Origin of the sequence: Chryseobacterium sp. G0162 (assembly GCF_003815715.1) — a bacterium.
Classification (GTDB): Bacteria; Bacteroidota; Bacteroidia; order Flavobacteriales; family Weeksellaceae; genus Chryseobacterium.
Genome location: NZ_CP033922.1, coordinates 3,562,300 through 3,588,639, shown reverse-complemented (window position 1 = coordinate 3,588,639; position 26,340 = coordinate 3,562,300). Strand labels below are relative to the sequence as shown.

Below are 26,340 nucleotides of genomic sequence, written 5' to 3'. Positions count from 1 at the left end.
ACTATTTTTTTTGAATTAATGAAGTGATTTTTCCTGTTTTCTTCATTATTGGTTCTTCTATTTTTTTAAAGGTCAAATAACAAATTGAAATTAATATCGGTGTTAGGACTGCAATTATTAGCCAATATTCAAGTGGTGACAGATTTTTTGCAAATTCATATGGAATGATAAATTTAAAAGTAGTAAATAATAATATCGGATGTAATAAGTAAATACTATAGGATATTTGTCCCAAAAATCTTGAAAACTTTGTGGTTAATAAACCAAATAATGTGTTTCCAATTGCAATAAGTAAAAAAATAGCAAATAATAAGATAGCCACCCAATACTGGTGTTCATTAACTTTCATAAATAAAAAATAAAAGAAAATTAATATCAATAATATACTATTCCAAAAAGGAGTGTTGGGATTTTTAATATTTACTTTTCGAACGGCATAGGCTGCAATAACGCCTCCGGTGAAAATGTAAAAATAATAGACATCCGGTTTTAAAAGAACTGTAAATACACTGAATAGAATCGTTGAAATAATGAATATTAAAGTATTGCTCTTTGATCTAAAAAAGATCAAATTCAATAGGGGTAATGAAAAATAAAATAACCATTCATACTGTAAACTCCAAACAACCTGTGCAATGATTATAGTTGTTTCTTTACAAGCGTTAATATCAGTAATTCCTAATAAATTAAAACTCAACCATTGCAAAATTTGTCTTATTAAAAGCAACGGTGGTACATTTAATTTAAAATTTGATAGAACAAATACAAAAAAAAGAATAAAAAAGAATGCAAAATAATACAGAGGCATTAACCTTGTACATCTCGATATGTAAAGCCTTACCCAATCTATTGGCTTCGTTTTATTATCATATAATTTCAAAAAGAAAAGAAATGATGTGATCATGAAAAAAAACAAAACACTGATAGATGCGCTTGCATAAAATAGTTTTGAATTAACAAATGTCCAAATTCCATTTTTGAGATAAAAATACCAGATTGCAGAATGCCCTATAAAAACAAAAAAAGCTAGATATCCTCTCAATCCATCAATGCTAAGATATTTTACATGTTCAAGCTTTTCATTAGATAATTTTTGCAATACAAAACTACTCAAAATACCTACAACAAGTATTAATACAAAAAAGATTGGATTTAAAGCATCTACGCTCATTCTTAATAATTTAATATTTATTTTTTTATTTTATTCTTGATTGCCTTGAAAACTACTTCACGTTCCTCAATTTTTAAAACTACACTTAGTCCCAATGTAAAAACACAAAGCAAGAATCCCATACAAGCCATTTTTAGAATTGAATTACCAATACCAATGTATTTCCCGGCACAAAACATAAGTAAGCATAATAATAATATGAACAAAATATATTTAAACAATTCTAGCCTCAATTCTTTTTTAAATGGATACTCTCTACTCATCAGGAAAGCAAAAACCCCATGAGCAATAGCTATTGATATTGGAAAAGTGTAAATTCCTAAGATTGGCCTGCAAAAAAGATTAAGTAGCACAACAAGAACTTGTGTGAGCATCCCCATTAATGCATAAAACTTTTGTTTTTCAGATGCCAACAAACTCATTCCAAACAAGATATAAGAGAACAAACCAATTAATGCAACAGCATACAAAACAGTCATTTCTGAAATAGCAGAAAGCTGTTCATGAGAAATACTTCCTTTATCATAAAGAAAATCTACGACAGCAGGTGCTGCCCCTACCAGAAAACCAATAATTAGCCCTATTAATAAAATACCTAACTGAAATACCTTTCTAAATTCGCTATTGAAATTTTCTCTTTCAGATCTTATGTAATATTTAGATAATGTTGGTACCACAACTGTTGTTACAACACTTAGAACTATACTATATAATAGCATAGGTACACGGTTAGAAAAATCTAAGATAGAAACTGAACCTGTTCCTAATTCTGCTGCAAATATTTTTTCTAATAATGTATTTATTTGTCCAAAAAAATAAGGTAAAAAAAATGGAATAGCAAAGAGGAAAAACATCTTAAATCCATCAAACTTAAAATTCCAGCGATAGTTAAAAAGCGGAATTTTTTTCCTGTAAAAATAAAATAGAATAAAAAATATCAGTAATAATGTTGAAATATAATAAGATATTGCTAAAGCGTAAATTCCGAACTGATTTACAAACAATAACAGTAAAATGATATTTAATATATTTGAAAAAAAGCTTGATATTTCTGCAACAAAAAAAATTTCATAAGCATTTAAAATACTTATACCAATTTGCATTAATTGATTGAATAATAATGCTGGAGCTACATAAATGAGCATCTTTTGGAGAATTTCCAATTGAGCTTCATTGTAATCAGGAGCAATGATATGAGCAAAAAATGTATTAAATAATACAATTAATACAATTCCTAAAATTGAAAAACAAATAAAATAAAATAAAAGAGACTGTGTTTTATTGATAGCATACTCTGCATTTTCTTTTTCTTTAAGAAAAACAAATTTTGTACGAAATGTTTCATTGATCGGTCCCCAAATAGCAAGATCCAAAGTGGTAATGGTTGCAAAAGCAAGTAACCAAATGTCTTTTTCTATGCTGACTCCAAAGTAGCGTGCCGTAAGAGACAACAACAATAAATTAACAGGTATCTTGAGTAATTTCAAAAAAAACAAGATACTAATTTGCTTTCTCATTCTATATATGCATTAATGAAACAGCAAAACTATTGCAGATTGGCGGGAACATTCTCACAAATCTTCTTCACATCTTGGGACTTCTCTCTTTTCAAAACTAAGATAGCATCTTCAGTAACCACCAAAATACTTTTTTTAATTCCTAAAAACTCTGTATGTATATTGCTTCCAATAACCATATTTCCATTTTCATCCGTCGGATGTCCATTGTTCTTTAAATAATTATACAGAGACTCAAAGGATCCCATATCAGACCATTTAAAATTTGATTTTACGACTTTAAGCCGGTCAGTCTTTTCCATTACTGCATAATCTACAGATATAGATGGAATATCCATGCTTTCTCTAAGAGGCAGTTTATCCCCTATTCTTGCATTAAAAGCAATTTCGGACTTTGTATACACTTCAGGTTGATATTTTTTAAGCTCTTCTAAAAAAATGCCAGCCTTAAAACAAAACATCCCTGAATTCCATAAAAAATTACCCTTTACTATAAATTCCTGGGCAGTTTCCAGATTAGGTTTTTCTCGAAATCCTAATACATTATTACCGTGCACCTGAATATAGCCAAAACCTGTTTCCGGTTTAGTAGGAACTAATCCAAATGTAACAATTGAGTCCTGTTTCGCCAGCTGAATTGCTTCATTAACAGATCTTGCATATTCTTCCTCATCTTCTATTAAATGATCAGAGGGTGTAATGAGTAAAATATCATCTTTATCTGCTGAAAATGCAGCAAAAGCTATGGCTGCCGCAGTGTTTCTGGGTGAAGCTTCTACTATTTGCTGATATTCTTGTATATTAATCTCTTGTAAAGCTTCCGAAGACAATTCAAAATTATCTGTATTCCCTATCACAGTCAAACGGTCACATAGACTTATATTTCTAGTTGCTGTCAATTGAAAAAGAGATTTTTTTCCAAAAATATTCAGATATTGCTTGGGCCTGTGTTTTCTGGATAAGGGCCAAAGCCTGCTCCCCACTCCCCCAGAAAGTATAATATTAATAATTTTAGTCATTATAGTCTCTCTTTAATCTTTTCCAACCAGGTTTTTTCCTTCGCTGAATAACCATAGCCATATTTATTACCATAACCATAATGGTTTTTATCCACATCATTAAGCACAAAACCTACATTCTTAATTTTATGGTTATCAATATTACTATTAGCAAACTCAATAAGAGATTTTTCGGTATATCTCGATCTTGTAACGTATAATGTGGCATCAGCTAAGTCTGCAAATAAGAACGTATCCGTTACTAATAATAGAGGTGCAGTATCTATAATGATATAATCATACTTAGTTCTCAAATGATTTAACAACAACTCATATCTTCCATTACTTAGTAATTCTGTTGGGTTTGGTGGAATCATTCCTGAATAAATTACATCGCAATGTGGATTAAATGAAGTGACATGTATTATATCTTCTACTTTGGTTTGATCTGAATACAGAAACTCTGTCAAACCAGTTAAGCCCCTTCTCGATGTATTGTAACGTTGAAGCTGAGGGTTTCTTATATCTGAACCTATAATAATCACTTTCTTATTAGGCGTTGCTAAAGTCAGAGCTAAATTAACAGAAACAAAAGTCTTTCCTTCTCCTTTAACCGAAGAAGTAACAAAAACAATTTTTCCATGATCCTTTTTAGGTAGTAAAAAGTTCATATTAGTAATTAAAATACGGAAGGCTTCTGCCATCGGTGAAAGGTCATTAACCTGTACAATATCCGGATCTCCCTTTAAAACGCTTGGTAATTCTCCTAATACAGAAGCATGAGAAAGTTTCTCTAAATCATGCTTACTTTTAACTTTATTATTAAGCAATTCTTTAATGTAAATAAAAATGACAGGTAGAAAAAGTCCCAATAATAGTGAACCTCCAAGGAAAAGCATTTTTTTAGGAGCTACAGGACCAGGTGATGCATAAGCATAGTCTATAATTCTGGCTTTATTTGCTGTAACGGCCAATGAAATTGCCGTTTCTTCTCTTTTCTGTAATAGAAGCAGGTATAAGCTCTCTTTTATCTGTTGCTGTCTCTCAATACTTCTAAACATTTTTTCCTGTGCAGGAATTTTGGTGATTTTTGAGCTTATTATATTTTGTTCGCCCTGATATTGATTTTTAGCTAATTGTAATCCTGTTCTATTCTTCAATAGACTTTCCATAACAGAGCTTCTTAGAGAAGATATTTGCTTATTAAGATCTATGACTACAGGGTTCTGAGGAGTTGCATTTTCAAGTAACCTGTTTCGCTCTAAAACAAGCTGATTGTATGCTGTTATACTAGCAGCAGCGGCGGTATTATTTAATCCGACATTGGAAGGTAATATATGAGTATTATTTTGCCTTCCCATAAAATCGATTAAAGCATTGGTAAGCTCAAGTTGAGATTCTAAATCAATTTGTTTTGATCTAGCTTCAGCTGATGTTTCAAGACTTATTTTAGCTTCTGTTGATAAATCAGTAATTTGGTTGCTCGATTTGAAACGTTCTTTTTCATTTTCAACCTGTCCTAATTCTTTTGATATAAGATTTATTCTATCGTCAATAAAATCTTTAGTCTTTTTTGATTCTGAATTCTTATCACTAATAGCATCATTATTATATGCTTTTACTAAAGTATTTACAATATCCTTAGCTTTATTTACATTCGCATAATTCAATGATAAATTAATAACTGTTGATTCTTTATTAATTAAGCTTACATTTAATATTTTCTGTAAATAATTCACAGTACCTTCTATAGTAGAATAGATAAAATGTATATTACTCAGATCTTCAGCCTTAGACTTATTATACATCGGGTTTTTAATGATCAATAAATTAGCATAAGGTAAGCTGACTGTTTTATTGAACTGTGTTTTAATTTCCGGAAAGCTATCACTTGTTAAAACAATATTTTGACCAGAAATTTTAATGTTTACCGGTGTTATTCTTTGGGTATACTCCTTTTCGTTAATAACTTGAATGGTTATAGGAGATGTCTCTTTGTAGAGTTCCTCATCATTTAATTTGGATTTTGTATATATTGAAGTCTGCAGATTATTCTGCTTTACCACTTCATACATAAGTTTTTTAGACTTGAAAATTTCTATTTCATTCTCAATACTATTCGTTCCCATTCCTCCAAAACCAGATAAGTCTTGTAAAACACCAAACTCACCTCCTCCCACAGTAGGACTTTTTTTAGCGTCTTTAATAAGAACGGATGACTGAATATTATATATAGGTGTAACAAACTTTAAGTAAAAGTACGTTGCAACTAAACATATAATAGGAACAATAATAAACCACACCCAGTTTCTCAAATAGGGTTTAATTATCTCCTGAATATTAATTTCTTTTTCTGATCCTTCAATAACTGGATTATCCATTATTTAGTTTTAAATTTTACAATTTGCTATGTTGTCTTATTTTAACAACACATATTAATTAGTTTTTTAATAATTAGAGCCTTGCATCTACTAAACTTCGATCAATACAAGCTTTAGTATCAAAAATAATACTATCCTCTTTTTTTATTTTTTCAAAATCTAATGTGAGAAATTCTTTGTGAGATACAGCAATGATAATTGAATCATATTTTTTATTTTCCTTAAACTGATCTAGAATAGTTACCCCATATTCATGTTTTACTTCTTCTTTATCTGCCCACGGATCAAAAATATCTACCTCTACCCCATAATCTTTTAATTCATTATAAATGTCAATCACTTTTGTATTTCTTACATCAGGACAATTTTCTTTAAAAGTTACTCCTAAAATTAAAGCTTGAGAATTTTTGATAACATTTCCTTTAGCTATAAGCAATTTTACCACTTTTGATGCTATAAATTTTGCAATTGAATCATTTACCCTACGCCCTGATAATATAACGTCCGGATGATAGCCCAATTGCTCAGCTTTATGTGCCAGATAATATGGATCTACAGAAATACAGTGTCCTCCAACAAGGCCAGGTTTATATTTCAGAAAATTATATTTTGTTCCAGCTGCTTCAAGAACGTCATTGGTATCAATCCCCATTCTATCAAAGATAAGGGCCAACTCATTAACAAAAGAAATGTTTACATCTCGTTGAGCATTTTCAATCGCTTTTGAAGCTTCTGCTACTCTAATACTAGGCGCTTTGTGAGTACCTGCTGTAATTATTTTTTTATATAAATCGTCAACTTCCTGTGCTATTTCAGCTGTAGATCCGGAAGTGACTTTCATTACATTGGTTAAGGTATTTATTTTATCTCCCGGATTGATTCTTTCAGGGGAATATCCTACAAAGAAGTCTTCATTAAATTTTAATTCTGAATATTTTTCCAGAATTGGAACACATTCTTCTTCAGTACAGCCAGGGAAAACAGTAGATTCATATATGACAATATCTCCTTTCTTGATAATTTCTCCCAGCATCTTTGAAGCTGTAAGCAATGGGTTCAGGTCCGGAGCATTATATTTATCAATAGGTGTAGGTACCGTTACAACAAAAACATTACAGTCGGCAATTTCCCGAATATTACTTGTTCCTCTATAACCAATAGTTCCTTTTGACTCATTATAACGGTTTAAACAATCTTTAAGTTTATCAATATCTGCTTCTAATGTCGTATCATGACCATTATTAAGCTCATTAATTCTTTCTGTATTAATATCAAAACCCAAAACCGGATAATGATGAGCAAATTCCAAAGACAAAGGTAATCCTACATACCCTTGTCCTATAATGGCTATATTATATGATTTCATTTTTTGTGATTCTTTCAAATAATTAAATTAACAATATTATTTTTGATAGTTTAATTACGTAACTTTTATTTTTTAAACAAACCAATAACAACAGCAAGAGCTGTCACACCAATAGAAATAGCAGTAAGGTAAAGTCCTGTATTAGGATTCTGTCTTGATACTATTTCTTTTGCTTTAGTTGACTGAACAATAATGGCGTCACCTTGTTTTAAATTAAAAAACGGAGAATTAATCAAGTTAGCGTCCTGTAGATTAATTCTACCATGAGTAACTTTTCCATCTTCAGTTCTTACCACCAATACGTCTGTTCTTTTTCCATATCCGGTTAAATCACCAGCAAGTCCTAAAGCATTCCAAATAGTTGCCTGTCCGTTAGTAATGGTATAATCTCCTTGCCTGTTAACCTCCCCAAGTACTGTAATTTTAAAGTTAGTAAGTCTTACACTTACAGTTGGGTTAATAACATATTGGCTTACTTTTTCTTTTAATTCATTTTTAACATCAATCAGTGTCTTACCTGTTGTATTAATTGTACCAATAACCGGAAAATCGATATTACCATTATTATCTACAATATAAGTAGGTCCTGTTATTGTTGTTGTTCCCTGGCTAGGCATATTGCCTCCTGCATTGGTATTACTAGGCTGAACCATTTCAGAAGAAGAATAGCTCTGATTAAATGGCTTTACTACATCCATATCTTTAGCGGTAATCAGGATAACCAGCTGATCTCCTGTCTGTATTGTATTACCAGAATTTTTTGCAGATGATTCAATAGCCACTTGTTCTATATTCTGCATATAGTTTAAATCATTCTGAGCATTATCTTTAACCTTACATGATACTAATAAGAGTATAGAAAACAGTCCTAATATTTTACTTTTCATATTTTAAAATTGTACAAATATACATTTATATTTTTTCCTATTTATCCAAAACCTCGTAGATAGAATTATTACTTATAAATTCTGGTACGATAAGCTTAAGAATCTTAACAACTTCTACTTTTTCCTGCATTACAGAGGCTTCCGTTATCTGATTTACCAAACGTTCTATTTCCGAAAACGACATGGTAGGATCTTTAGAAACCATAATTTTTTCATTATGTGTAGGAAGCGTTTTTGCATTATCACTTAGGAGTTCTTCGTATAGTTTTTCCCCTGGTCTTAATCCCGTATAAATAATTTTGATATCAATATTAGGCTCAAAACCTGATAGTTTTATCATTCTTCTTGCTAAATCAAGAATCTTCACAGGTTCACCCATATCAAAAACAAAGATTTCTCCTCCCTGTCCCATAGTTCCAGCCTGAAGAACAAGTTCACATGCTTCAGGAATGGTCATAAAGTATCTTACAATATCAGGGTGGGTGATGGTAACAGGCCCACCTGCCTCAATCTGTTTTTTGAAATGAGGAATAACAGATCCATTTGACCCCAAAACATTTCCGAATCTTGTGGTAATAAATTTTGTTGTATTACCTTCAGCGTGTTGTAAAGACTGAACAAATAATTCGGCTGCCCTTTTCGAGGCTCCCATTACATTGGTAGGATTTACCGCCTTATCTGTTGAAATCATTACAAATCTGTTGACCTTGTAACGACTGGATAAAACAGCTATATTTTTTGATCCTAAAACATTTACACGGATTGCCTCGTTTGGATTATCTTCTACAAGAGGAACATGCTTATAAGCTGCAGCATGGTATACCATTGAAAAGTTATACGTCTGGAATAACGGCTCAATTCTGTGAATATTGGAAACATCAGCTAATACAAATTTAAATCTGATATGAGGAAATTTCTCCTTCATTTCAAGTTCAATATCATATAATGGGGTTTCAGCCTGATCAAGTACAACAATCAAAGAAGGGGTAAACTGAGCTACCTGTCGGATAATTTCGCTCCCTATTGAACCAGCTCCCCCGGTAACTAATACATTTTTACCGTAATGTCTGCTTTTAACTTCCTCGTTCTCAATCTTGATAGGTTTTCTATTAAGAAGGTCCTCAATTTGAAGATTTCTTATTGATCCGCCTAAATCACTATCTCTCAATTTTTGAACAGAAGGAGCTTTAAATACATTCAGATCTTTCTCTAAAAATAAATTGACCCAGGAATTCATTTCATCCTTTGCCATCATTTCTTTTACAATAATAACCCCGTCAATAACAAGATCATCTTTTGTACTAGTCTCAATCTTTTCTTTTGCATAGATTGGCTTTCCAAGCAATGATGCTCTTTTTGAATCGGTTCTCTGTGTTAAAAAACCAACTACCTGATAAGGAAGATTGGGGTTATCTAAAATGGCTCTTGCAATAGCAATAGATTGTTCATCAATTCCCAGTACTAAAATCCGTTTTTTCAATGCACTTCTTCTGTATTCTCTTACAATGTGAAAAAATTCTTTAACATAAAGTCTAAAGAGAAATAATCCCATAAAAGAGATCACAAAATACAGTACCAGATAAGGAGTTAAAATAAACTTTCCACCTGTAGTCCAAAAGTATACTACATTAATTGTAGCAACAACAAACATCGTACTGAAACACGATACAAGTAATTTGAACAGATCTATAAAAGTTGAATGCCTGATGATCCCGGCATACGTTTTAAAAATATACATAAAGAAAGTGTTCACCAAGATTATAAAAGCAAAAACAATACTTTTATCCTGATGGTAAATAAATTCTTTTTGTGTAATTTTTTCTATAATATAAGTAGAAAGAAATAGGGATATAACCAGGATAATAATATCTATTACCAATATTATCCATCTAGGAAGATATCTTACGTCTGAGAGATTGACAACATTATCTCCTCCAAATATTTTTTTTCTAAGAGAATTGTACATTGTCTATATTTGTGTCCATATTTTTAATTAGTGTAAGATCCAATTATCCACCAATGATAATTTCGATACAATCATGCAAAAATAAAATAAAATTCTATTTAGATACTGAAATCAAAAATAAATTTGATGTTTAACTATTTTATGAAACCTTTAGGAGTCAATCAATAGAGCAAATGGTTGACAAAAATCATACCATAAAAATTCAGCTAAGGGTGATATTTACCCATAATACTCTTTCTTATTTTTTTTAAGCTCAAAAAAGATAACTTTAAATTTTATTCAATATTTAGTCAAAAATATCATTTATTTTCTCATATTCAAAGCCTCTGCTCATTAAATATTTTATAGTCTTCACTTTTTTCTGATATTCCTGCAATCCTTTCTGTTTTGAAGAATAGTCTTCATAGATTCTTGTGATCGTTTTGATGTAATCATCTTCATATATTTCATCAAAACACATACTGATCAGTTTTTCAGAGATTTGCTTCTGCTTAAGGTTCATTCTGATCTTATTCCTTCCCCAATGTTTAATGTAAAATTTCCCTCTGATATAGCTTCTGGTAAACCTTTCTTCATTGAGGTAATTTTCTTTCATCAGATAGAGAATAATTTCTTCTTTTGCCTCTTCAATCAGGAGAAATTCTCTCATTTTCTGCTCCACCTCCGCATGACAGCGATCCTGATACACACAATAACTGACCAGTTTCTGCTTGATTTCATCAAAAGTAAAAGATTTCTTTTCCATGTGAATAAAAAAAGAATGAGCTTTCTGCCCATTCTTTATAGTATATTATATTTTATATTAGTAGTTGAATAATGCTTTACCTTCCATTAATTCATTTACTTTCTTTCTTACAGATGCAAGAACTTCTTCATTTTTGATGTTGTCCACTACTTCAGAGATTAATCCTGCAATAGTTTCCATATCATTTTCTTTAAGTCCTCTTGTTGTAATAGCAGCTGTACCTAATCTGATACCAGATGTTGTAAATGGAGACTTGTCATCGAAAGGAACCATATTTTTATTACATGTAATATCAGCAAGTACTAATGCTTTTTCTGTTTCTTTACCGTTTACTCCTTTATTTCTAAGGTCTACCAACATTAAGTGGTTATCTGTACCTCCACTCACGATATCAAAGCCTTTATCGATCATTGCTTTTGATAACGCCTGAGCATTCGCCTTCACCTGTTTTGCATAAGTTTCGAACTGACCATCCAAAGCTTCCCCGAAAGCCACTGCTTTACCAGCAATTACATGCTCTAACGGACCTCCCTGAATTCCTGGGAATACAGCTCCATCTAATACCTGGCTCATCATTTTTGTTTCTCCTTTTGGAGTTTTGTGGCCATAGGTATTTTCAAAATCTTTCCCCATCATAATCATTCCTCCTCTTGGACCTCTTAGGGTCTTATGAGTAGTAGTGGTCACTACGTGGCAGTGTTCAAATGGAGAGTTTAATAATCCCTTAGCTACTAAACCTGCAGGATGAGCAATATCTGCCCAAAGTGTTGCTCCGATTTCGTCAGCAATTTCTCTAAATTTAGCATAGTCCAGATCTCTTGAATAAGCAGAGAATCCGGCGATAAGCATTTTTGGTCTTTCTCTTAAAGCAACTTCTCTCATTTGGTTATAGTCGATAAGACCAGTCTCTCTTTCTACTCCATAAGAAACTACTTGATATTGAATTCCTGAGAAGTTAACTGCAGAACCATGAGTAAGGTGTCCTCCCATAGAAAGATCCATTCCCATGATCTTATCTCCCGCTTTCAAAACAGCAAGATAAATGGCTGCATTCGCCTGAGATCCGGAATGTGGCTGCACGTTTACATAGTCTACTCCGAAAAGCTCCTTTGCTCTGTTGATCGCTAATGTTTCAACCTCATCTACTACTTCACATCCTCCGTAATATCTTTTTCCGGGATACCCTTCAGCATATTTATTTGTCAGTACACTTCCCATTGCTTTCATCACGTTTTCAGAAACAAAGTTTTCTGATGCGATAAGCTCTAATCCATGGGCCTGTCTTTGTCTTTCCTTTTCAATCAGGTCGAAAATAATATCCATTTTACTTTTAGTTTTTGAAATTTTTCACCCCAAATGTACGGAATTTTCGTTGAGATTTTGGCATCAAAAAATATGATTTTAGACCTGATTTTTTATAAAAGCTTCAAAATATTGCCTATTTATAAATTTTCTTCAATCAACGGTCTTCTGTAGTTTTCCATATTACATTTCATACAGATCAGTATATTATTTGTATCCAAATTCTTCTTCTGAGAGCTCTTTATTGACCATTGCTCCAGCAAAATTACCCTGAGCCACAGCATTCGCTACAGATCTCATCATGGTTACATTATCACCACAGGCAAAAACTCCGGGAACTGATGTCTTCTGCATAAAATCTACTTTAATAAAGCCTTGTTCCGTCAGTTCACAACTTAAAGTTTCTGACACATCAATATTCTGTTCAAAAGGAATTTTCGCATACAAAGCTTTTAAAGAAACTGTTTTTCCGTTGGTAAAGATGAGTTTTTGAATATATCCGTTTTCATGTTCAATACTTTTAATTTCATCTTCGTTAAGCTTGATTTTATTCTGCTTCAATTTCCCAATCTGCTCACTGGTAAGTTTAGTTTTTCCGTTCGTAAATAAGGTTAACTCTTTTGTTAAATTAAAGACCAATTTAGAAAACTCGTACGCCATATCTCCGTCAGAGAGAATTCCCGTTACTTCATTCTTGACTTCATAACCGTGACAATAGGGACAGTGTATGACAGAAATTCCCCAACATTCAGTGAACCCCGGAATATCAGGCATCATGTCCTTAATTCCCGAAGCTAAAATGATCCTTCTCGCATAAAATCGATCACCAGAAGATAGCTCTACATAAAAATCATCAGTATTCTTCCCTACTCTCATTACTTTACCATCATAAAACTGAATTGTTTTATATTTTTCCACATCCTTTTTAGCGAGCTCTCTGATTTCTTTTGGCGTTTTTCCGTCGTGGGTAATAAAATTATGCGAATGAGGAGTCTGCCTGTTACATGGTTTCCCATGATCTATAATCAATACATTCCTTAAAGATCTTCCTAAAGCCATCCCTGCTGATAAACCGGCATAACTTCCTCCTATGATAATAACATCAAAATTTTTGCTTTGCATATTTTCTGTTGAGATATAATTTATTGCAAATACAAAACTACAACAAAAGCTCATTAATGCAACTTGATTGCGTTATTTTTTTTATATTATCTTACTTTACATCAAAGTTTATTTTTTCCATCGATCTTTTATTTCAATTATTTCATCTTTAAGTCTCTTTCGTATATCAATTTTCGCGTCTTCAAAACTAAAAATCACAGTTCCTTTTTCTCTTGCATATGGATTGGTAACAGAATCCGCCATTACAGAATGATTAAAGAAAGCACCTGTCTTTTCTAGTTCATCTTCTGCACTATCTTTGATCCTAATTAGATTTTTATACTTTTTACTTAAATCAAACCAATTGACATAATCTGCATTGAACGACACTGCCTTTATTCCCTGCTTAGAATAGAAATTAATTGCTCCCGCCTGCCCATAATTATCACAAAGTACTAAGGTGTTTCCTGATTTTGACAAACGCGCATATTGTTGATCTACTTTCTGAGCCAGTTCTTTCCATCCCAACATATCTGCAAAATCCTGAGGTAAGGAATGGTCTTTACCATCTTCCCAGCGCAAAAGTCCATACTTTTTATAAGCTTCGGGATTCTCCGCTATAGATTCTGGAGTTTTATTAGGAAATGCTAAATTATATATAGGTACAAACAGAAGAATAGGGTGTAAAATACAAACAGGTTTGAGAAATCTCTTCCATCCACTATTCAAAATACTCTCAAGATAAACCGCTCCAAACCCTATATAAATTGGATAAATACCTATTGCATAGTAATCTTTTGCTCTAAAAAACATAAATACTGATAGGGTGATAATATACCCCCAGAAGAAGAACCTGATTTTCTCAAAAGACTTAAAAAACAACAAAGCATAAAAACCAAACAGGATAACAAAAGTTACTCCAATAAAGAATAAAAGCTGTGATTTCAAAAAGTCGAACCGGTTGACATTCACTAACTGGATTTCGGATAATTCTTTCATATGATGAATTACCGGAAAGCCGTTATGATACTGCCAAATAAGGTTGGGGAAAATAATCACCAAAGCTAGAAGGGCAGCTCCATAAGTATGAGGATTTGCAAAAATTCTTCTTTGTTTGGTTAGTAAAAGAGCAGGTAAAAATCCTAATGCGAGAAAAACGATATTGTATTTATTCAAGATTCCTATCCCAAAAATGACTCCGCCCCAATATAGCCAACTTACTTTTTCAGTATTGATATATTTTATCAGTATATAAAAAAAGGAAGTCCATAACAAAACATCCAGTGAATTGGGCTGATACAGCATATTCAAGCGAAGTAATGAGGAAAACAATAGCCCTAAAGCAGCAAGAATACAAGCAAAAAGCCCTCCTTTTAATTCTTCGACAGCTTTCCAGACAACCACTATCGTCAACGCTCCGAATAAAGCCGGAAAAAACCTGATCCAAAATACAGAATCACCCAATACTTTTATCAGCCATGATATCCACGAGCTCACAGGAGGAACAGAAATATACCCCCAGGCAATATGATTTCCCTGGTCCAGGTGCAAGTACTCATCTCGCTGCAAATCGTATTCGGGACTTACCAATGTATATTGAAGAATAAACTTTACAATGATAAAAAGAATAAGAATCAGACTGCTTTTCTTCATGATTATAATTTAAAAACTAAAAATAAGACATTTTAAACTTCATATTTATTACATATTGCAATACTTTATCATAAAAAAGCAGAACATTTTAAACTGATTTAATTTTTTGATGAATCATTTCAACCTGTACCTTAAGGTTTTTCATTCAAAAAAAATCCCGAAGTATATACTCCGGGATCTTACAGTTTAAAATGTATAGTGTAGTTTATTATTTTGCTTTCGCTTTTTCTTTCAACTCTTCTTTGTCTTTATCGGATGGGTTCCAAACTTTTACTTCTGAATCTTTTGTAATATTTGATCCCGGAAGAATCTGAACATTAATTCCATCACTAGCTCCAAGTTTCAGGTATACCTTCTTAAATTTCCCGTCTTGCTGCTTTACTTCTACAAAAGGTACATCTTTCCCTTGCTTCTTTTCATACTGAACAAGAGATTCATCAAGCAGTAAAGCATTTTTCTGAGAACTTAACACGATTTCTCCGTTAGCAGAGAATCCAGCTCTGATATATTCATTATTAGGATTATCTACGTTTCCTTCTACCGGAAACTTAATGGTCCCAGCATTATCTTTTCCTTTGGGAGCAATCATTGTCAGTTTTCCAGGGAAAGTTTTATTCTGTAAGGCACCGATAACAATATTCATATCCATACCTTGCTTCAGTTTTCCTGCCTGAGCTTCATCAATTTCTCCTTTAAAGATCAGAGAGTTCAAATCTGCTACTGAACAAATTGTAGTTCCTGCATTAAAGTTGTTCGCTTCAATTACCTGACTTCCCAGTTTTACAGGAACTTCAAGAACTGTTCCTGAAGCTTTGGAACGAATTTGTGTGGTTGCCAAACCTTGCCCCTGAAGTTCAGGAGTAGCTCCGGTTTTAGCAATCTGCAATCTTTTCTGTGCGGTATTCAACTGCTGCTGGGAATTCTTAAGAGTTTGTTGCTGAGAGAATAATTGTTGCTGAGCATTAAGGAACTCCTGTCTTGAAGCTACTCCTTGCTTATACAGTTTATCTTGCATCTCAAATTGCTTCTGCATATTCCCAACATTCATCTGCGCATTGCTGATCTGAATCTGTGCATTCTGAACTTCCTGCTGAGCAGCATTCACTTCAGAAATACTAGGTACAATTTTCACGGTAGCAATTAGCTGACCTACTTCTACTCTGTCTCCTTCTTTTACTAAAATTTTATCGATAATCCCTGTAATATTGGGCTTAATTTCAATTTCTTCCTTTGGAACAATTTTTCCGGTGGCCATTACCTTATCATCCATATTCTGAATGCTCGGTTTGCGGGTAAGGAAAGCCTCGCTTTCTTTGGAGTTCGATTTCACAAGATAACCAATCCCTGAGAACAATGCCACTGCAAATAAAAGCCCCAAGACTATATAAATGGCTTTTTTCCAGGTGAATTTCTTTTTCATATGTATAGTTTATTTTTTAATTAAAGGATTGAAAGATTTAAAAATTAAAAGATTAATACCCTATGGTTCTGATCATTTTCAAATTTTCAAATTATTTCATTTCAAATTATTATTCTGTTCTTAATGCTTCAATCGGCCTGATCTTTACTGCTCTCTGTGCAGGGATCATCCCGATAATTAATCCCAATATGACCATTACTGCCATGGCAGCAAATACATTCCCATAGTTTACCGTTGGGTTATAAAAAGGAAATGAGTCCTGTCCCTGAGTAGCTATATTTAAAATCATCAGCACAAAGATTCCAAACATAAATCCTAACAATCCGGAAGAGAGCGTAATGACAACACTTTCAAGCAAGATCTGGTTTCTTACCTCAGCTGGCTTTGCTCCTAATGCCCGTCTGATACCTATTTCCTTTGTTCTTTCTTTTACGGTAATCAAAAGAATGTTTGAAATGGCAATAACCCCTGCCAGGATCGTTAATGTTCCTACAATAATGGTCAAAAGCTGCATCCCAGTAAGAAAACCGGTCAGTTTTTTAAACTCTTTGGCTACGTTTGCACTTCCGAAAGCATTGGTATCTTCAGGCGAAACTTTATTCTTTGATTTTAATATTTGTTTTATCTGATCCTCCAGGGTATTAAGGTTAGCATTAGGTTTCCCTACAATAGCAAACAGATCAATCTGATCTCCTGCATTATACATTTTAGTATAAGTAGATAATGGGATAAAAGCACTCTGGTCACTTTCAAAACCACCTCCTTTTTTCACTCTGAAAACTCCGATTACATTAAAAAACAACCCTTTGATGTTAATCGACTTTCCGATTGGATTCTCTTGTTTCTTGGAATCAAAAAGATTCTTATAAATTTCTTCACCAATAACCACTACATTTTTATTTCCAGAAACGTCTGCATCATTGATGTAGCGTCCGTAAATAAGTTTCTTTTCTGAAATTTTATTTCCTACAGAATAATCTCCTGTAAGAGAATAGGTAGCACTTTTTCCGTTTCTTGACATGGATTCACCTGGGGTTCCTGTGAAGCTTCCTCTTGCGTTTTGTGGTGATATGTAATCAATATCGGTCAATTTCTTTTTCAGCATTTCCATATCGGATAAGTTCAAATGAACATCTCTTCCCTTTGGAAATCCTTCATACGGAATAGATGTTTTCTGTGCCCACAGGAAAATGGAATTGGTAGCAAACCCGGAAAACAATTTATCGAAACCATTCTCCATGCCTTTTGCTGCCCCAAGAAGGCTTACATACAAAAACATGCCCCATCCTACTCCAATCATGGTAAGAAATGTACGGAGTTTATTATTCCTCAATGAATAATAGATCTCCTGCCAAGTATCTTTTTTAAATATGATATTCACCTTTCTGAATTATAAATTATTAATAGTTGTAAAAGAGTAAATCAACAGACTGTCATCATTACTGCATTTCCAAATTATTTCATTTTCAAATTACTATTCTGTTCTTAATGCTTCAATCGGTTTAATTCTTGAGGCTCTGTATGCCGGAACAAATCCTGCAATCAATCCGGAGAACACTAATGCAACAAATGCCATAACGATGGATCCCCAGCCTACACTTGGACTTTTAATAAAAAACTCTTCCAGGCTATCACCAATCAGGTTTAATGTTAAGACACCTATTCCTATTCCTACAAATCCAGAGACTACTGTAATCACAACACTTTCCTGAACAATCAGGGCAACAATTCCTGCCGGTTTGGCACCTATGGCTTTTCGTACTCCAATTTCTTTGGTTCTTTCTTTTACGATGTACACCATGATATTACTGATCCCGATAATACCTGCCAATAAAGTTCCCAAGCCAATAAACCCTACGATTGCGGTTAGTACTGCCATAAAAGTGAAGGTATCATTCATATTTTTGGCATTATTCCAGACACGGACTCCATTTTCATCATCAGGAGAAACATTTTTTCTCGCTTTCAGCTTATCTCTCAGTTCATCTCCATATTTAATAGCTTCCTGAGGGTTCAGCAGTTTATCATTATAGGCAATATAAACCGTATTCACAGTGTCAGAACCTTTTTTCATCTGCTGTAAAGTAGTAATGGGTACCGTAATATGTCTTTCATCTCTATCTCCACCATCATCTGAAAATACCCCTACAACTTTAAACATTGTCCCGTTAATATCTAACTCCTTCCCGATGGAACCTCCATTTTTAATAAGGTCTCTCTGAACCATTCTTCCGATAACGGCTACATTCTGTTTTCTTGCTAAGTCGAAGGAGTTAATATACCTTCCATCAACAAGCTTTCTGTTTTCAATAACCTGCTCTCCCGGTTCTGCACCATGCACCTGATAAAGACCACTCTCCTTACCATATTTTACCATTAAATTGGTAGCATACCTTGGGCTGGCTGCATCTACTTTCTCTTTATCTGTATTGACAAGAAAATTGTAGTCATCATTATTCATATTTACCGTCCTGTCGGATTGTAATCCTTTATAGGCTAAAGTTGTTTTTCCTGTATAAATGGTAATCAGGTTTTTGGCATCTCCTGCAAACCCTTCTGAGAAAGCATTCTGAAGCCCTTTTCCTATTCCAAAAAGTACAATAAAAATAAACAGCCCCAAAGCTACCGTAAATCCCGAAAGTACCGTCCGAAGTACATTACTACGGATAGAACTGAATATTTCCTGCCAACGATCTAGGTCAAACATTTTTATTACTATTAAAAGACTGAAAAATCAAAAGATAAAATCATTCAATTTTCAAATTATCTCATTTTCAAATTATCAAATTGTCTAAAGCACAATCTGCTTAATAAACTCATCGCTTTCAATGACACCATCCTTCAGAATTACATTCCTTTTCGTCTGTGCTGCTACATCCGGTTCGTGAGTTACCACAATGATGGTTTTTCCTTCATTATTAATATCCTGAAGAAGTTTCATAATATCATGCGTGGTCTTTGAATCCAATGCTCCGGTAGGCTCATCGGCCAATACTACTTTTGGGTCCGTGATAAGTGCTCTCGCAATTGCCACTCTCTGCTTCTGTCCTCCTGAAAGTTCATTGGGAAGGTGGTTTGCCCACTGAGTAAGACCTACTTTCTCCAGATATTCCAGAGCTTTCTGGTTACGTTCTTTTCTTGGCACATTCTGGTAATATAATGGAAGTGCTACATTTTCAAGCGCTGTTTTATAACTGATAAGATTAAAAGACTGGAAAATAAATCCTAAAAATTTACTTCTGTACTCTGCTGCTTTTACTTCTGATAAATGCTCAATAGGAACGCCATCCAATTCGTAGGTTCCCGAGTCTTTTTCATCCAGAATACCAATAATATTAAGAAGTGTAGATTTTCCGGAACCGGAACTCCCCATGATGGAAACAAACTCTCCTTCTAAAATATCCAGATTAATACCCTTCAAAACATGAAGTTTACTTTTTCCCGTATCGTATGATTTGTGTAAATCCTGAATTACTAGCATTAAGTGATGTATGTTTTATACCCAATAAGTAGATGATATTTTCAAATTGTTACAAGAATGAAAATTTATTCAAATATTTTTTTGTTTAACACCTTAAGCCTTTATTTAAAATAGTTTATCAAATTTTGTTTAACTGTAACTTAAGTTTTCCATGTATTTATCCCCTATATACCCTTCTAGCCTATTATTCGAGCCTGTTTCATGTAAATGTGGAAAACTTTTACAGCTAAAAGTCAGTCTATTAGTATTTACCTCTTTCAAAATCAGTTCTTTTTTTCGAACTTTGTCATTAGATTTTGCTCAGAAACGAAAACTTGCAGTGTGAATAACTTAAATTCACAACCACCACAAAAACAAAAAGTTACACACCTTCTGAACATTATCCACAGAGATCTGAATTATTTAATTATAAAGATATTTAATATGGGAATTTTTGATAAGAGAGTAAGCTATAAGCCATTTGAATACCCGGAGGTTCTTCAATTTGTAGAAGCCATCAACAAATCGTTTTGGGTACATTCGGAAGTGGACTTTACTGCAGATGTACAAGATTTTCATTCGCAGTTGGAACCACATGAAAAGAATGCTGTGAAAAATGCGCTTTTAGCCATTGCACAGATTGAGGTGTCTGTAAAGACATTCTGGGGGAATTTATACAACCACCTTCCGAAACCGGAATTCAATGGATTAGGATCTACTTTTGCAGAATGCGAATTCCGTCATTCTGAAGCATATTCCCGTTTACTGGAGGTATTAGGATATAATGACGAATTCCTTAATGTCATTGAAATTCCAGCGGTAAAAGGTAGAATTGAGTTCCTTGGAAATGCCTTAAAACATGCTAACTCTGCTACTCCAAAAGAATATGTTTCTGCATTATTGTTATTCAGTATCTTGGTAGAAAACGTTTCTCTTTTCTCTCAGTTTGCCATCATCCTTTCTTTTACAAGATTCAAAGGATTCATGAAAAATGTTTCCAATATTATCGCATGGACTTCTGTAGATGAGCAAATTCACGCTAACGCAGGAATCTATCTGATCAACAAGATCCGTGAAGAACAGCCTGACCTTTTAACAGAAAGCGATATTGAAGATATCTACACCCTTGTAGACGAATCGATCGAAAAAGAAGGAGATATCCTTAGCTGGATCTTCGAATTAGGAGAAATCGACAACGTATCCAAAGAAGATCTATTAAACTTCATGAAGTACCGTGTGGATGACAGCTTGAAGAAAATCAACATGAAAACAAGATACAACATCACTCCGGAACAATACAGACCAATGGTATGGTTCGAAGAGGAAGTTTTCGCTAATTCACTAGATGATTTCTTTGCAAAAAGACCTGTAGACTATACAAAACACGATAAGAGTATTACAGCAAACGACTTGTTCTAACGTAAAGGCGCGAGCGAAGCGAGCGTCAAAGCTGATAGTATTAGGAACAAAAAATTTCTTATATTTCAAAAAACAGAACAATCGTTGACTTAATAAACACAAATAGATATGATTAATGTAATGGTAAGCTATACCGTAAAACCTGAATTTGTTTCTTCAAATAAAGCCAATATTCAAAAGTTTTTAGAGGATTTTAAAAACCTGGATCAGTCAGCATTTGAATATAAGGTTTTCGTAAAGGAGGATGGCGTTACATTTCTACATTATTCAAACTACATCAATGAAGAAGTTCAGCATGAAGTTTTGAATATTCCGTCTTTTAAGGAATTTCAAAGAGTAAGAGATGAAAGTGGGTTGAACGACTCTCATAAAGTAGAATTTTTACAATCAATAATATAAAAAAAACAAAATTCCGGAGTGGTAATCTCATTCCGGAATTCGAAAATATAACATCTATGGAAGAGCAAAATTCAAATATATGGTGGCTCAATGAAGAGTCTGAGCAAATGCTGAACAGAGGATATCTGTTGAAAGGTGAAACGGTAGACGGAGCTATCGACAGAATTACCACTGCTGCTGCAAAAAGATTATATAAGCCGGAACTTCAGCCCGCTTTCAAAGAAATGATTACAAAAGGATGGATCAGTTTCTCTTCTCCTGTATGGGCTAATATGGGAACAGAGAGAGGTCTTCCCATCTCTTGTTTCAACGCTCACATTCCGGACAGCATTGAAGGAATTACTCATAAAATGGGTGAGGTTATCATGCAGACAAAAATCGGAGGAGGAACTTCAGGGTATTTTGGAGAACTTAGAAACAGAGGAACAGCTGTAACAGATAACGGAAAATCTTCCGGAGCGGTTTCATTCATGAAGCTTTTTGATACAGCAATGGATGTTGTTTCTCAAGGAGGTGTAAGAAGAGGAGCATTTGCAGCTTATCTGGATATTGACCACGGAGATATTGAAGAATTTTTATCCATTAAAGATATCGGTAGTCCTATTCAAAACCTGTTCACCGGAGTATGTGTTCCGGATTACTGGATGCAGGATATGATTGATGGGGATATGGACAAACGTAAAATCTGGGCAAGAGTATTGGAAAGCCGCCAGCAAAAAGGCCTTCCTTATATTTTCTTCACCGATAACGTCAACAGAAACAAACCACAGGTGTATAAAGACCTTGGAATGACGGTAAACGCAAGTAACCTTTGTTCTGAAATCATGCTTCCTTCCACCATGGAAGAATCATTCATCTGCTGTCTGTCTTCCATGAACCTTGAATTGTATGATGAGTGGAAAGATACCGATGCTGTTAAATTAGCGGTATACTTCCTGGATGCTGTATTATCTGAGTTCATTGATAAAACTGAAGGAAACTACTACTTACAAGGAGCAAGAAACTTCGCCATGCGTCACAGAGCTCTTGGATTAGGAGTTTTAGGATACCATTCTTACCTACAGAAAAACATGATTCCTTTTGAAAGTTTTGAAGCAACTCAGTTCAATGCAAGAGCATTCAGACACATCAAAGAACAGGCTGAGCAGGCTTCAAGAGAGTTAGCCAACATCTACGGAGAGCCGGACGTACTGAAAGGATACGGATTAAGAAATACTACTACAATGGCTATTGCTCCTACCACTTCAAGTTCTGCCATCTTAGGACAGACTTCTCCTGGAATTGAACCTTTCTCTTCTAACTATTATAAAGCAGGTCTTGCTAAAGGAAACTTTATGCGTAAGAACAAATACCTGGCAAAATTATTAAAAGAAAAAGGCTTAGATAACGAAGAAACATGGAGAACAATCATGTTGAACCACGGTTCTGTACAGCACCTGAATGAGCTTACTCCTGAAGAGAAGGCAGTATTCAAAACATTTAAGGAAATCTCTCCGATGGAGGTTATTTCTCAGGCTGCACAAAGACAACAGTACATTGACCAGGCACAATCATTGAATCTTCAGATTCCTTCTACAATGCCTGTAAAAGATGTAAACTATCTCTATATTGAGGCTTGGAAAAAAGGAGTAAAAACACTTTACTACCAAAGAAGTTCTTCTGTTTCAAAAGAAATGATGGTGAACTTTGTATCTTGTTCAAGCTGCGAGGCATAGAGGAACAAATAATAAACATCTATATAGTAAGACACGCTTTTTAGCGTGTCTTTTTATTATAATTAAAATTTAACAAAAATTTAACATTTAGGTTTAAAAAACTTATTTTTATTTAATCATCTATTAATACTGAAAATATCAGACCTTCGCTCCCCAAACAGTGAATCAAGTCCTTATATCATTGACTTTCCATTATTAATATGAAGTAATTTTATTTACATTTGTTGAAGATAAACCAAATAAATCAGTTTTTAACAAATAAAATACTAACAATCAAGCTTATTATTAAACATAAATTTAATACAAAATAAAGATTGTATTCTATTTAAATTAATAAACCTCTTTGGTGATTGGGAAAAATTATTACAACTGATTATTTTTTTAAAACACAACATAAAGAGAAAAAAATACACCATCAATACAACACAATATAGAGTGTTCTAATTCTTCCTTTAATTTAAAAACACAAAAAATAAAATTCAGATAACGAATTACTCTTAGCAAAAATTGCTACAATATAAACACAAAAAATTATTTCGAAAATGAACAAAGTTATTACCCTAATGATGGCTATGGCCAGTATTACTTTCTACGCACAGGTAGGAATCAATACTACTACTCCTGATCAAAGCGCAGCTTTAGATGTTACAAGTACTTCCAGAGGCGTACTTCTACCAAGAATCAGCAATCTATCTGCTATTACCAATCCAGCTACGGGACTTATTATTTTTGATGCCAACAAAAAATGCATCAGCCAAAATGTAGGAACTCCTGCAACCCCGGATTGGACCTGTCTTTCTCCGTATGTATCCAAATTTTTCTACATGCCGAGTGTTGTTTTTGACACCACAACAACTTCAACAGGCCAAACGAAAGATCTGTACACATTGTATAAAAATCAGTTTTCTAATGTCCCAACAAATGCAAGAAGTGCATCTGCTCCGGCTTCAATCCCTTTTTTCCCCAATGCAACAGATTTATATTATTACGTGACGGGTTATGACCCATCTGTTTTTAAAATAAACAGCGTCAGCAGCACAGGTGTATTGAATTATGATGTTTTATCAAATGCAACTTCAGCATCTTTTATCAACATCGTATTCGTTGTAAAATAAGCAGCCATGAAAAAGAATTTTAAAAGGCTGTCTTTGATGAGCCTGGTTTTTGGATTGCTTACAAACTTTATGTATGCACAGACAGACAGTACTGAAGTCGCAAGTATTTATGGATTTTATTCCTATTCTAATTCGCTTATGAATGCAGCTTCAGCTTCTGAACTTACGATACAGGGAAATGCCTCCCATACTTCTACAGGAGTGCAGCTTACTCCTGCAAGCTCTGGGCAATTTGGAGGATTATTTATCAATGGAAGGACGTTTACTTCGGTAAACGGACTTCATGTTGAGTTTGAATATGATATGAAAAACGGGACTCCTTTAAGTGGTACTTATGGAGACGGTTTATCATTTTTCTTATATGACGGAGCCGTGACAAGCCCTACAATTGGTGCTCCGGGAGCAGGCCTTGGCTATTCATATAACAGAGCGCAGAATACCTACGCAAGTCAGAGAAAGGCAGGTTTATCATCCGCCTATCTCGGGATTGCACTGGATGAGTTTGGGAATTTTAAATCCAAGCGTTTTCAGGGTGAATCAAGGGTAAATGGAATTGCAGGGGTAACCTGGTCTCAACCCACAAGTCATGTCACCTTAAGGGGTGCAAAAGGCGCTGCGATCAATACAACAGGGTTAGGAGATGGTTTTACAGGATATCCTGTTCTGATTACACGATCTACTTTAAGCAATTCGGGAACTGTGGGCAGGGTATTACAAACTGACAGAAGCTACCTGACTACTTCCAACACCCTTTCGTCAGTGTTTGATCTTAGAAACAATGCTGGAGAATTCAGAAAAGTGTACCTTGACCTGATTCCCCATTTTATAAGCAGTACCACCACAGACGGATTTGATATAAAAGTTGATATCCAGACAACACAAAACGGAACACCTATTAATGTCATCAATTATTATCATTATAAAACCTCTGTACCTTATACAGAAAATGCCAATCCTCAAACTACTGACTTTAATAGTTCGGATACAGAAGGCGCTGCAACTTCCCAAACGCTTAATGCAGCAACTCCAGCCTTTCTAAAGCTAGGTTTTGCAGCTTCTACGGGTGCCGCATTCCAGCAACATATTATCCGAAATGTAAAATTAACACTACCTTATTCAGCAGTGACAAATGATGATGCAGCTTCTACGTGTAAGTTTCAATCAGTTAACATCCCGGTTTTCAATAATGATATAGCCTACAAAGGTCCTATCAGCATTACGACTCCCCCCACTGGAAGCAATACCAATATTGATTATTCAACCTTCAGTTTTGCAAAGACCAGCGATACAGATCTTACGTTGTACCGTAAAAAAATAACTACTGAAGGGACATGGACCTACAACAAGTCAACAGGTATTGTCACATTCAGTCCTTCAAGTGGATTTACCGGAACAGCAACTATGACTTATACAGTAAAAGGAAGAACAGTGAAAGATTCCAATGGTAAAATTGTTGAACCTTATGGTGACACTGCTTATCGATCTGTTCCGGCTACAATTACTGTCAGTTTAAAAACTACCGGCTGTATTTACTCTGCCATTTCAAACAGAATGGTAACACAAACGATAAAATAAATAAATAAATAAATAATCAAAAAAAGATCTTTTTTTGATGGAATAGAAGAGATAATATTGCTCAATTAGTATTAAGTAATATTATTTCTTCTTTTATTGTACACAGCAAAAAAAGGCCCGGAAAGAAAATCCGAACCTTTGAAAAAGAAG

The 26,340-nt window shown here is 34.0% G+C and carries 20 protein-coding genes; 5 read left to right on the top strand and 15 right to left on the bottom strand.

Annotated features, from left to right (window positions below; all coding sequences use genetic code 11):
• Position 1: 1 nt before the first annotated feature.
• The 15 genes from EG344_RS16235 to EG344_RS16165 form a co-directional block, all read right to left on the bottom strand.
• On the bottom strand, positions 2-1,171 hold the full coding sequence (locus EG344_RS16235; protein WP_123910385.1) for an acyltransferase family protein: 1,170 nt from the start codon (positions 1,169-1,171) through the stop codon (positions 2-4).
• Positions 1,172-1,188: 17 nt separating this feature from the next.
• A complete protein-coding gene (locus EG344_RS16230) occupies positions 1,189-2,688 on the bottom strand; it encodes a lipid II flippase MurJ (protein ID WP_123910383.1) in 1,500 nt (499 codons plus the stop codon).
• Positions 2,689-2,717: 29 nt separating this feature from the next.
• On the bottom strand, positions 2,718-3,707 hold the full coding sequence (locus EG344_RS16225) for a mannose-1-phosphate guanylyltransferase (protein WP_123910381.1): 990 nt from the start codon (positions 3,705-3,707) through the stop codon (positions 2,718-2,720).
• Positions 3,707-6,067 (bottom strand): GumC family protein, encoded by a 2,361-nt coding sequence (locus EG344_RS16220; protein WP_123910379.1) that lies wholly within the window; start codon positions 6,065-6,067, stop codon positions 3,707-3,709. The genes EG344_RS16225 and EG344_RS16220 overlap by 1 nt, the downstream gene beginning before the upstream one ends.
• A 73-nt stretch (positions 6,068-6,140) precedes the next feature.
• Positions 6,141-7,433, bottom strand: a complete 1,293-nt coding sequence (locus EG344_RS16215; protein ID WP_123910375.1) for a nucleotide sugar dehydrogenase — start codon at positions 7,431-7,433, stop codon at positions 6,141-6,143.
• A gap of 65 nt (positions 7,434-7,498) precedes the next feature.
• Entirely contained in the window at positions 7,499-8,320 is an 822-nt protein-coding gene (locus EG344_RS16210) for a polysaccharide biosynthesis/export family protein (RefSeq protein ID WP_123910373.1), read from the bottom strand.
• Positions 8,321-8,357: 37 nt separating this feature from the next.
• Complete coding sequence (locus EG344_RS16205; protein ID WP_123910371.1) at positions 8,358-10,286, bottom strand: polysaccharide biosynthesis protein; 1,929 nt, start codon at positions 10,284-10,286, stop codon at positions 8,358-8,360.
• Positions 10,287-10,572: 286 nt separating this feature from the next.
• Complete coding sequence (locus tag EG344_RS16200; RefSeq protein ID WP_410494003.1) at positions 10,573-11,037, bottom strand: regulatory protein RecX; 465 nt, start codon at positions 11,035-11,037, stop codon at positions 10,573-10,575.
• Positions 11,038-11,088: 51 nt separating this feature from the next.
• Positions 11,089-12,354, bottom strand: a complete 1,266-nt coding sequence (gene glyA / locus EG344_RS16195) for a serine hydroxymethyltransferase (RefSeq protein WP_123910369.1) — start codon at positions 12,352-12,354, stop codon at positions 11,089-11,091.
• Positions 12,355-12,540: 186 nt separating this feature from the next.
• Positions 12,541-13,455 carry an NAD(P)/FAD-dependent oxidoreductase gene (locus EG344_RS16190; RefSeq protein WP_123910367.1) on the bottom strand — a complete coding sequence of 305 codons (915 nt, stop codon included), beginning with the start codon at positions 13,453-13,455 and terminating at the stop codon, positions 12,541-12,543.
• 108 nt (positions 13,456-13,563) lie between these two features.
• The gene (locus EG344_RS16185; protein ID WP_123910365.1) at positions 13,564-15,087 is read right to left on the bottom strand and encodes a glycosyltransferase family 39 protein; all 1,524 of its coding nucleotides are present in this window, start codon (positions 15,085-15,087) and stop codon (positions 13,564-13,566) included.
• A 208-nt stretch (positions 15,088-15,295) separates the two neighbouring features.
• The gene (locus tag EG344_RS16180) at positions 15,296-16,507 is read right to left on the bottom strand and encodes an efflux RND transporter periplasmic adaptor subunit (protein WP_185145565.1); all 1,212 of its coding nucleotides are present in this window, start codon (positions 16,505-16,507) and stop codon (positions 15,296-15,298) included.
• A 109-nt stretch (positions 16,508-16,616) separates the two neighbouring features.
• A complete protein-coding gene (locus EG344_RS16175) occupies positions 16,617-17,888 on the bottom strand; it encodes an ABC transporter permease (protein WP_123910362.1) in 1,272 nt (423 codons plus the stop codon).
• A gap of 93 nt (positions 17,889-17,981) precedes the next feature.
• Positions 17,982-19,214, bottom strand: a complete 1,233-nt coding sequence (locus tag EG344_RS16170; RefSeq protein WP_123910360.1) for an ABC transporter permease — start codon at positions 19,212-19,214, stop codon at positions 17,982-17,984.
• A gap of 84 nt (positions 19,215-19,298) precedes the next feature.
• Positions 19,299-19,988 carry an ABC transporter ATP-binding protein gene (locus EG344_RS16165; protein WP_123910358.1) on the bottom strand — a complete coding sequence of 230 codons (690 nt, stop codon included), beginning with the start codon at positions 19,986-19,988 and terminating at the stop codon, positions 19,299-19,301.
• A gap of 423 nt (positions 19,989-20,411) precedes the next feature.
• On the opposite strand from EG344_RS16165, the gene EG344_RS16160 reads away from it, so the two are divergent.
• The 5 genes from EG344_RS16160 (at position 20,412) to EG344_RS16140 (ending at position 26,190) form a co-directional block, all read left to right on the top strand.
• Positions 20,412-21,386, top strand: coding sequence for a ribonucleotide-diphosphate reductase subunit beta (locus tag EG344_RS16160; RefSeq protein WP_123860591.1), 975 nt, complete (start codon positions 20,412-20,414; stop codon positions 21,384-21,386).
• Between the two features lie 108 nt (positions 21,387-21,494).
• On the top strand, positions 21,495-21,785 hold the full coding sequence (locus tag EG344_RS16155; protein WP_123910356.1) for a hypothetical protein: 291 nt from the start codon (positions 21,495-21,497) through the stop codon (positions 21,783-21,785).
• Between the two features lie 56 nt (positions 21,786-21,841).
• Positions 21,842-23,500 carry a ribonucleoside-diphosphate reductase subunit alpha gene (locus EG344_RS16150; RefSeq protein ID WP_123857397.1) on the top strand — a complete coding sequence of 553 codons (1,659 nt, stop codon included), beginning with the start codon at positions 21,842-21,844 and terminating at the stop codon, positions 23,498-23,500.
• 542 nt (positions 23,501-24,042) lie between these two features.
• Positions 24,043-24,615 carry a hypothetical protein gene (locus tag EG344_RS16145; protein WP_123910354.1) on the top strand — a complete coding sequence of 191 codons (573 nt, stop codon included), beginning with the start codon at positions 24,043-24,045 and terminating at the stop codon, positions 24,613-24,615.
• 6 nt (positions 24,616-24,621) lie between these two features.
• The gene (locus EG344_RS16140) at positions 24,622-26,190 is read left to right on the top strand and encodes a hypothetical protein (protein WP_123910352.1); all 1,569 of its coding nucleotides are present in this window, start codon (positions 24,622-24,624) and stop codon (positions 26,188-26,190) included.
• The last annotated feature ends 150 nt before the right edge of the window (positions 26,191-26,340 follow it).

Bases quoted from the DNA above. Each gene is read 5' to 3' on its own strand.
- EG344_RS16235 (WP_123910385.1), bottom strand. From the start codon at position 1,171: ATGAGCGTAGATGCTTTAAATCCAATCTTTTTTGTATTAATACTTGTT.
- EG344_RS16230 (WP_123910383.1), bottom strand. From the start codon at position 2,688: ATGAGAAAGCAAATTAGTATCTTGTTTTTTTTGAAATTACTCAAGATA.
- EG344_RS16225 (WP_123910381.1), bottom strand. From the start codon at position 3,707: ATGACTAAAATTATTAATATTATACTTTCTGGGGGAGTGGGGAGCAGG.
- EG344_RS16220 (WP_123910379.1), bottom strand. From the start codon at position 6,067: ATGGATAATCCAGTTATTGAAGGATCAGAAAAAGAAATTAATATTCAG.
- EG344_RS16215 (WP_123910375.1), bottom strand. From the start codon at position 7,433: ATGAAATCATATAATATAGCCATTATAGGACAAGGGTATGTAGGATTA.
- EG344_RS16210 (WP_123910373.1), bottom strand. From the start codon at position 8,320: ATGAAAAGTAAAATATTAGGACTGTTTTCTATACTCTTATTAGTATCA.
- EG344_RS16205 (WP_123910371.1), bottom strand. From the start codon at position 10,286: ATGTACAATTCTCTTAGAAAAAAAATATTTGGAGGAGATAATGTTGTC.
- glyA (WP_123910369.1), bottom strand. From the start codon at position 12,354: ATGGATATTATTTTCGACCTGATTGAAAAGGAAAGACAAAGACAGGCC.
- EG344_RS16190 (WP_123910367.1), bottom strand. From the start codon at position 13,455: ATGCAAAGCAAAAATTTTGATGTTATTATCATAGGAGGAAGTTATGCC.
- EG344_RS16185 (WP_123910365.1), bottom strand. From the start codon at position 15,087: ATGAAGAAAAGCAGTCTGATTCTTATTCTTTTTATCATTGTAAAGTTT.
- EG344_RS16180 (WP_185145565.1), bottom strand. From the start codon at position 16,507: ATGAAAAAGAAATTCACCTGGAAAAAAGCCATTTATATAGTCTTGGGG.
- EG344_RS16170 (WP_123910360.1), bottom strand. From the start codon at position 19,214: ATGTTTGACCTAGATCGTTGGCAGGAAATATTCAGTTCTATCCGTAGT.
- EG344_RS16165 (WP_123910358.1), bottom strand. From the start codon at position 19,988: ATGCTAGTAATTCAGGATTTACACAAATCATACGATACGGGAAAAAGT.
- EG344_RS16160 (WP_123860591.1), top strand. From the start codon at position 20,412: ATGGGAATTTTTGATAAGAGAGTAAGCTATAAGCCATTTGAATACCCG.
- EG344_RS16155 (WP_123910356.1), top strand. From the start codon at position 21,495: ATGATTAATGTAATGGTAAGCTATACCGTAAAACCTGAATTTGTTTCT.
- EG344_RS16150 (WP_123857397.1), top strand. From the start codon at position 21,842: ATGGAAGAGCAAAATTCAAATATATGGTGGCTCAATGAAGAGTCTGAG.
- EG344_RS16145 (WP_123910354.1), top strand. From the start codon at position 24,043: ATGAACAAAGTTATTACCCTAATGATGGCTATGGCCAGTATTACTTTC.
- EG344_RS16140 (WP_123910352.1), top strand. From the start codon at position 24,622: ATGAAAAAGAATTTTAAAAGGCTGTCTTTGATGAGCCTGGTTTTTGGA.